Origin of the sequence: Mixta sp. Marseille-Q2659, from assembly GCF_940807255.1 — a bacterium.
Classification (GTDB): Bacteria; Pseudomonadota; Gammaproteobacteria; order Enterobacterales; family Enterobacteriaceae; genus Mixta.
The window spans coordinates 20,387-27,078 of record NZ_CALNWY010000039.1; the positions used below are offsets into that span (position 1 = coordinate 20,387).

A 6,692-nucleotide genomic window follows, 5' to 3' on the forward strand; every position below is an offset into this window, starting at 1 on the left:
TCCTTACTTACGGCCTTTACGCTGCTGCTTTTTCGGTTGAGCAGCCGGTTTTTCCGGTTGTTCAACAGCAGCCATACCACCCAGGATCTCACCTTTGAAGATCCATACCTTAACGCCGATTACACCATAAGTGGTGTGCGCTTCTGAGGTGTTGTAGTCGATGTCAGCACGCAGAGTGTGCAACGGCACGCGACCTTCGCGGTACCATTCGGTACGTGCGATTTCCGCGCCGCCCAGACGGCCGCTAACTTCAACTTTAATACCTTTAGCGCCCAGACGCATTGCGTTCTGTACAGCACGCTTCATCGCACGACGGAACATCACGCGACGCTCCAGCTGAGAAGTGATGCTGTCAGCAACCAATTTCGCGTCCAGTTCCGGTTTACGGACTTCAGCGATATTGATCTGCGCCGGTACGCCAGCGATATTCGCTACAACGTTGCGCAGTTTTTCTACGTCTTCGCCTTTTTTCCCGATAACGATGCCCGGGCGAGCGGTGTGAATGGTCACACGAATGCTTTTAGCCGGACGCTCGATAACGATGCGCGATACAGACGCTTTAGCCAGTTCTTTAGTCAGGAACTGACGCACTTTAAAATCGCTGTCCAGGTTGTCAGCGAATTCTTTGGTATTAGCGAACCAGGTAGAGTTCCAGGGTTTAACAATACCCAGTCGAATACCATTAGGATGTACTTTCTGACCCATTGCTAGTCTCCAGAGTCTCAGCGATCGGACACAACCACAGTAATGTGGCTGGTGCGCTTCAGGATGCGATCTGCACGACCTTTCGCACGCGGCATAATGCGCTTCATGCTTGGGCCTTCGTCGACGAAAATTTTCGCGACTTTCAGATCGTCGATATCAGCGCCATCGTTGTGTTCGGCGTTAGCAATGGCAGATTCCAGAACCTTCTTGACCAGTACAGCAGCTTTTTTGTTGGTGTAGGTCAGAATGTCCAGAGCCTGCGACACTTTCTTACCGCGAATCAGGTCAGCCACCAGGCGAACCTTTTGAGCAGAAGAACGAGCGTGGCGATGTTGAGCAATAGTTTCCATCTCTTCCTCCTGCCTTAGCGTTTCTTGGCTTTTTTATCAGCCGCGTGACCGCGATAAGTACGAGTCGGCGCGAATTCACCCAGCTTGTGACCAACCATTTCGTCGGAAACAAAGACAGGTACGTGCTGACGACCATTATGGACAGCGATGGTCAAACCGATCATATTTGGAAAGATCGTTGAACGACGGGACCAAGTGCGCAGGGGCTTCTTGTCACCGCTTTCCACCGCTTTCTCTACCTTCTTCAGCAAGTGCAGGTCAATAAAAGGACCTTTCTTGAGAGAACGTGGCATGGCTTATCCTCTAATATTATTTGCTACGGCGACGTACGATAAATTTATCGGTACGCTTGTTGCTACGGGTCTTCTTACCTTTGGTCTGAACGCCCCACGGGGTTACCGGGTGCTTACCAAAGTTACGACCTTCACCACCACCGTGCGGGTGATCTACTGGGTTCATCGCGGTACCACGAACGGTCGGACGAACACCACGCCAGCGGGCAGCACCTGCTTTACCCAGAACGCGCAGCATGTGCTCAGCGTTACCGACTTCGCCCAGGGTTGCGCGGCAGTCAGATTCGACTTTACGCATTTCGCCTGAACGCAGACGCAGGGTTACGTAAGAACCTTCACGCGCAACGATCTGCACGTAAGCACCAGCAGAACGAGCAATCTGACCGCCCTTGCCTGGTTTCATTTCTACGTTATGCACGGTGGAACCAACTGGGATGTTACGCATCGGCAGGGTGTTACCTGCTTTGATCGCAGCATCAACGCCAGACTGAATCTGGTCGCCAGCTTTCAGGCCTTTAGGGGCCAGGATATAACGGCGCTCGCCGTCTTTGTACAGAACCAGCGCGATGTTCGCGGAACGGTTCGGATCGTACTCAAGACGTTCAACAACTGCCGGGATACCGTCTTTGTTGCGTTTGAAGTCAACGATACGGTAAGCCTGCTTATGACCACCACCAATGTGACGCGTGGTGATGCGGCCATTGTTGTTACGGCCACCGGATTTGCTGTTTTTTTCTACCAGCGGAGCAAATGGTTTGCCCTTATGCAGCTCTGGGTTCACCACTTTAACTACATGGCGACGACCCGGAGATGTCGGTTTACATTTAACAATTGCCATTGTTCTTCTCCTCCGACTTACTCTGCGCCGCCGACGAAGTCCAGATTCTGGCCTTCTTTCAGGGTGACGTAAGCTTTCTTCCAGTCGCTACGACGACCAATACGCTGTCCATGACGTTTAACCTTGCCTTTAACGACCAGGGTATTCACGTCTTCGACTTCAACTTCGAAAAGTTTCTGCACAGCGGCTTTGATTTCTGCTTTGGACGCGTCTTTTGCAACTTTGAGAACGATGGTGTTGGTTTTTTCCATCGCAGTAGACGCTTTTTCTGAAACGTGCGGCGCGCGCAGTACTTTCAGCAGACGTTCTTCACGGATCATGCCAGCATCTCCTCAACTTGCTTAACTGCGTCAGCAGTCATAACGACTTTGTCGAAGGCGATCAGGCTAACCGGATCGATACCTGCTGCATCACGCACGTCAACCTTGTACAGGTTACGCGCAGCCAGGAACAGATTTTCATCCAGTTCACCGGTGATGATCAGCACGTCTTCCAGCGCCATATCTTTCAGTTTCTGTACCAGCAGCTTAGTTTTCGGTGCTTCTACAGAGAACTGTTCAACAACGATCAGACGATCCTGACGTACCAGCTCGGACAGGATGCTTTTCAGCGCGCCGCGGTACATCTTTTTGTTAACTTTTTGACTGTGATCCTGCGGCTTCGCAGCGAAAGTCACACCACCTGAACGCCAGATCGGGCTCTTAACAGAACCTGAACGCGCACGGCCGGTGCCTTTCTGGCGCCACGGTTTTTTACCGGAACCAGTTACTTCAGCACGGGTTTTCTGCGCACGGGTACCTTGACGGGCACCAGCTGCATAAGCAACAACAACCTGATGTACCAGCGCTTCGTTGAAATCACGACCGAAGGTAGTTTCGGAAACAGTCAGCGCGCTTTGCGCGTCTTTCAATACTAATTCCATTGCTATCCCCTTACGCCTTCACAGCTGGTTTAACAATCAGGTCGCTACCGGTAGCACCGGGAACTGCACCTTTAACCAGCAGCAGGTTGCGCTCAGCGTCAACACGTACTACGTCCAGGCTCTGAACGGTTACGCGCTCATTACCCAGCTGACCTGCCATTTTTTTGCCTTTGAACACTTTGCCCGGAGTCTGGTTCTGACCGATAGAACCCGGAACGCGGTGAGACAAGGAGTTACCGTGAGTAGCATCCTGGGTACGGAAGTTCCAGCGCTTAACAGTACCGGCGAAACCTTTACCTTTAGAGGTACCAGTCACGTCAACTTTCTTAACGTCAGCGAAAATTTCAACGCTGATGTCCTGGCCAACGGTATATTCTTCACCTTCAGCGGTGCGGAATTCCCACAGACCACGGCCAGCTTCTACGCCAGCTTTAGCAAAATGACCTGCTTCAGGTTTGGTCACACGGTTAGCTTTTTTAGCACCGGTGGTCACCTGGATTGCGCGGTAACCGTCGCTGTCCAGACCTTTAACCTGAGTAACACGGTTTGCTTCAACTTCGATAACGGTTACAGGGATAGAAACGCCTTCTTCAGTGAAGATGCGGGTCATACCCACTTTTTTACCGACTAAACCAATCATTGTTTCAACCTCTCAATCGCTCGATGACCTGATTAACCCAGGCTGATCTGCACGTCTACACCGGCAGCCAGATCCAGACGCATCAGAGCATCAACGGTTTTTTCAGTTGGCTCAACGATGTCAACCAGACGCTTGTGAGTGCGGATTTCATACTGATCGCGCGCGTCTTTGTTAACGTGCGGGGAGATCAGAACGGTAAAGCGCTCTTTGCGGGTCGGCAGCGGGATCGGACCACGAACCTGCGCACCAGTGCGCTTGGCAGTCTCAACGATTTCCGCGGTTGATTGATCGATCAGACGATGATCAAACGCTTTAAGACGGATACGGATTCTTTGGTTCTGCATGAGACCAGAGCTCCAATTATTTTATAAACGAAAAAAATTACTCCTCACACCCATTACGATTGATGGGGGAGTGTAATCGTTCAGCATATAACTCCCCAATTGGGAGTATTGTCAGGCAAGGCGATATTCGACCAGCCTGCGATTCTGCTCGAATCGCGCCTGCAATATCAGCAGGCCCGCGCATTATACGGGAATTTGCTCAGATAGCAACCCGTCCGGCTATATCAGCATAAAAAAGTGGAAGCCAACGTTAGTTAGTCGTGAAAGCCATACAACACGATATATTTTTTTACGGGTTAACTTCCGTGCCGGACGAAAAGTAAAAGACAGATGTCGCAAAGCGCATTACCGTGTCGCTATTGCAACAAGCGGAAAGGAAATCCACATGGTTGTTATTTTCCTGGCTGGAGTGCTGGGTTTGGCTACGGGTAGCTTTCTCTGTCTGGCGGCCGAACGTTACCAACCTGACTTTAGCAACAGACAATGGTTGCGCGCGCTCTTTTCTCCTCCTTCTCATTGTACCGGTTGCGGGCACCCGCTCAGGTTGCGCGATCTGATACCGCTATATAGTTGGTTGTGGCTGCGTGGTCGGTGCCGTTATTGTCAGATAAAACTGCCCTGGCGTTTACTCATCGTAGAACTCATTACCGCTCTCCTGTTCTGCACGCTGGCTTTGTATCAACCCTGCCCTGCTCTGTTGTTTTTTTCACTTATTTTTAGCGCAGCGCTAATAGTGCTTAGCATCATCGACTGGCACCATTTTATATTGCCGGATGCCGTAACCCTTCCCCTGCTGTGGCTGGGTCTGCTATATCATCTGCTTTTTGACGATAGCGGGCTTTCAGCGGCCGTTATGGGCGCGTTGCTCGGGTGGCTTTTTTTATGGTTACTCTACTGGGGGTTTTTGGCGGCTTATGGCCAGGAAGGCCTGGGATATGGCGATATAAAATTGTTCGCCGCTTTAGGCGCATGGTGCGGCTGGCAAGCTTTACCTTTGATAGCGACATTGGCCGCGCTGAGCGGATTGATTCTTTTTACCTGCGCGTATGGCGTAAAAAAAACTGTCGGCGCTCATTACCGACAGCCTTTTGGACCAAGTCTATCCATTGCAGGCTGGGCAGTTTTCATTTGGCAAATACAGGGAAACAGCGTTATTCCTCTTCTCTGATTTGCGCCTGCAAATAATTTTGCATGCCCATTTTTTGTATCAAATCCAGCTCGGTCTCCAGCCAGTCAATATGCTGCTCTTCATCGGCCAGGATTTCGATCATCATATCGCGACTAACGTAATCAAAGATTTTATCCGCCCAGGCAATCGCCTCACGTAAATCTTTGGCACCTTCCATCTCAAGAGCAAGATCGGAACGCAGCATCTCCTCAACATCTTCGCCAATACGTAACCGGCCTATATTCTGTAAATTAGGAATACCTTCCAGAAAAAGTATGCGTTCAATGTACTTGTCGGCATGCTTCATCTCATCAATTGACTCATGGTATTCCACATCATTCAGGCGCATCAGTCCCCAGTTTTTGAACATCCGCGCATGAAGAAAATACTGATTAATAGCAACCAGTTCATTTCCTAATAGTTTATTTAAATGGCTTATGATTTTTGCATCGCCTTTCATAATGCTTCCTCCGCTTCCAGTTAATTAGAGCGTAGATGCGGTTAGAAAGAAGTCAAAAAAGCAGCGATGAAAGTGTGGGTATGTTCAGGCGATCTCTTTATACAGCGGAGGGTTTTTAAGCTCATCATCCATAATTTCACGTACCGCGCGGATGCATTTGCCGCATTGCTTGCCTACAGGTACAAGCTGACGCAGATGCTGGATAGATTTAGGTTGATAACGGCGAACAACTTCGCGGACGGTTTTATCACTTACCGCGTTACACAAGCAAACGTACATTTTGACGCTCCAGCGCAATGACTGAATGCAGTCTAAATGAGAATGGTTTTTATTTCAAACCTGCAGTTTGTATGGATTATGGCAGGAAACGAATTCGGAATATAAAAAAGGGCGCCGAAGCGCCCTTTTTAACTGATCGAATGCCGAGCATTCATCAAATTATAGCTGATTAAGCGATAATTTTAGCAACAACGCCCGCGCCAACGGTACGGCCGCCTTCGCGGATTGCGAAACGCAGACCGTCGTCCATTGCGATCGGGTGAATCAGGGTAACAACCATTTTGATGTTGTCGCCCGGCATTACCATCTCAACGCCTTCCGGCAGTTCAACGGAACCAGTCACGTCAGTAGTACGGAAGTAGAACTGAGGACGGTAGCCTTTGAAGAACGGAGTGTGACGGCCGCCTTCATCTTTGGACAGAACGTAAACTTCTGATTCAAAGGTAGTGTGCGGTTTGATGGAGCCCGGCTTAGCCAGAACCTGGCCACGCTCGATCTCTTCACGTTTGATACCACGCAGCAGAACACCAACGTTCTCACCAGCCTGGCCCTGATCCAGCAGTTTGCGGAACATTTCAACGCCGGTACAGGTAGATTTCGCGGTATCTTTGATACCAACGATTTCAACTTCTTCACCAACTTTGATCACGCCACGCTCAACACGACCGGTAACAACGGTACCACGGCCAGAGA

12 protein-coding genes are annotated in these 6,692 nt (G+C 50.2%); 1 reads left to right on the forward strand and 11 read right to left on the reverse strand.

Going from position 1 to position 6,692, the window contains the following annotated elements:
* Positions 1 to 3: 3 nt before the first annotated feature.
* From rpsC to rpsJ, 8 genes are read right to left on the reverse strand one after another with little or no spacing between them, the layout of a single operon-like run.
* Positions 4 to 705 carry a 30S ribosomal protein S3 gene (rpsC, locus tag P3C52_RS18980; RefSeq protein ID WP_085068468.1) on the reverse strand — a complete coding sequence of 234 codons (702 nt, stop codon included), beginning with the start codon at positions 703 to 705 and terminating at the stop codon, positions 4 to 6.
* A gap of 17 nt (positions 706 to 722) precedes the next feature.
* Positions 723 to 1,055 carry a 50S ribosomal protein L22 gene (rplV, locus tag P3C52_RS18985; RefSeq protein WP_007891659.1) on the reverse strand — a complete coding sequence of 111 codons (333 nt, stop codon included), beginning with the start codon at positions 1,053 to 1,055 and terminating at the stop codon, positions 723 to 725.
* A 14-nt stretch (positions 1,056 to 1,069) separates the two neighbouring features.
* Entirely contained in the window at positions 1,070 to 1,348 is a 279-nt protein-coding gene (gene rpsS, locus P3C52_RS18990) for a 30S ribosomal protein S19 (protein WP_004929772.1), read from the reverse strand.
* A gap of 16 nt (positions 1,349 to 1,364) precedes the next feature.
* Positions 1,365 to 2,186, reverse strand: a complete 822-nt coding sequence (gene rplB, locus P3C52_RS18995) for a 50S ribosomal protein L2 (protein WP_085068470.1) — start codon at positions 2,184 to 2,186, stop codon at positions 1,365 to 1,367.
* A 17-nt stretch (positions 2,187 to 2,203) separates the two neighbouring features.
* The gene (gene rplW, locus P3C52_RS19000; protein WP_275556450.1) at positions 2,204 to 2,506 is read right to left on the reverse strand and encodes a 50S ribosomal protein L23; all 303 of its coding nucleotides are present in this window, start codon (positions 2,504 to 2,506) and stop codon (positions 2,204 to 2,206) included.
* Positions 2,503 to 3,108, reverse strand: a complete 606-nt coding sequence (gene rplD, locus P3C52_RS19005; protein ID WP_275556451.1) for a 50S ribosomal protein L4 — start codon at positions 3,106 to 3,108, stop codon at positions 2,503 to 2,505. The genes rplW and rplD overlap by 4 nt, the downstream gene beginning before the upstream one ends.
* A 10-nt stretch (positions 3,109 to 3,118) precedes the next feature.
* On the reverse strand, positions 3,119 to 3,748 hold the full coding sequence (gene rplC, locus P3C52_RS19010; RefSeq protein WP_038629754.1) for a 50S ribosomal protein L3: 630 nt from the start codon (positions 3,746 to 3,748) through the stop codon (positions 3,119 to 3,121).
* A gap of 32 nt (positions 3,749 to 3,780) precedes the next feature.
* The gene (rpsJ, locus tag P3C52_RS19015) at positions 3,781 to 4,092 is read right to left on the reverse strand and encodes a 30S ribosomal protein S10 (protein WP_001181005.1); all 312 of its coding nucleotides are present in this window, start codon (positions 4,090 to 4,092) and stop codon (positions 3,781 to 3,783) included.
* A gap of 385 nt (positions 4,093 to 4,477) precedes the next feature.
* Here rpsJ and P3C52_RS19020 point away from each other — a divergent pair, with 385 nt between their 5' ends.
* On the forward strand, positions 4,478 to 5,260 hold the full coding sequence (locus tag P3C52_RS19020; protein ID WP_275556452.1) for an A24 family peptidase: 783 nt from the start codon (positions 4,478 to 4,480) through the stop codon (positions 5,258 to 5,260).
* Here P3C52_RS19020 and bfr read toward each other — a convergent pair.
* From bfr to P3C52_RS19035, 3 genes are all read right to left on the reverse strand, one after another.
* A complete protein-coding gene (bfr, locus tag P3C52_RS19025) occupies positions 5,244 to 5,720 on the reverse strand; it encodes a bacterioferritin (RefSeq protein WP_275556453.1) in 477 nt (158 codons plus the stop codon). The genes P3C52_RS19020 and bfr overlap by 17 nt on opposite strands.
* A gap of 84 nt (positions 5,721 to 5,804) precedes the next feature.
* The gene (bfd, locus tag P3C52_RS19030; RefSeq protein ID WP_275556454.1) at positions 5,805 to 5,999 is read right to left on the reverse strand and encodes a bacterioferritin-associated ferredoxin; all 195 of its coding nucleotides are present in this window, start codon (positions 5,997 to 5,999) and stop codon (positions 5,805 to 5,807) included.
* Positions 6,000 to 6,168: 169 nt separating this feature from the next.
* A partial coding sequence (locus P3C52_RS19035; RefSeq protein WP_275556455.1) for an EF-Tu/IF-2/RF-3 family GTPase occupies positions 6,169 to 6,692 on the reverse strand: 524 nt, incomplete at its 5' end.

Excerpts from the sequence above, each read along its gene's own strand:
- rpsS (WP_004929772.1), bottom strand. The coding sequence starts at position 1,348 with ATGCCACGTTCTCTCAAGAAAGGTCCTTTTATTGACCTGCACTTGCTG.
- P3C52_RS19020 (WP_275556452.1), top strand. The coding sequence starts at position 4,478 with ATGGTTGTTATTTTCCTGGCTGGAGTGCTGGGTTTGGCTACGGGTAGC.
- rpsC (WP_085068468.1), bottom strand. The coding sequence starts at position 705 with ATGGGTCAGAAAGTACATCCTAATGGTATTCGACTGGGTATTGTTAAA.
- rplD (WP_275556451.1), bottom strand. The coding sequence starts at position 3,108 with ATGGAATTAGTATTGAAAGACGCGCAAAGCGCGCTGACTGTTTCCGAA.
- bfd (WP_275556454.1), bottom strand. The coding sequence starts at position 5,999 with ATGTACGTTTGCTTGTGTAACGCGGTAAGTGATAAAACCGTCCGCGAA.
- rplB (WP_085068470.1), bottom strand. The coding sequence starts at position 2,186 with ATGGCAATTGTTAAATGTAAACCGACATCTCCGGGTCGTCGCCATGTA.
- bfr (WP_275556453.1), bottom strand. The coding sequence starts at position 5,720 with ATGAAAGGCGATGCAAAAATCATAAGCCATTTAAATAAACTATTAGGA.
- rplW (WP_275556450.1), bottom strand. The coding sequence starts at position 2,506 with ATGATCCGTGAAGAACGTCTGCTGAAAGTACTGCGCGCGCCGCACGTT.
- rplV (WP_007891659.1), bottom strand. The coding sequence starts at position 1,055 with ATGGAAACTATTGCTCAACATCGCCACGCTCGTTCTTCTGCTCAAAAG.
- rpsJ (WP_001181005.1), bottom strand. The coding sequence starts at position 4,092 with ATGCAGAACCAAAGAATCCGTATCCGTCTTAAAGCGTTTGATCATCGT.
- rplC (WP_038629754.1), bottom strand. The coding sequence starts at position 3,748 with ATGATTGGTTTAGTCGGTAAAAAAGTGGGTATGACCCGCATCTTCACT.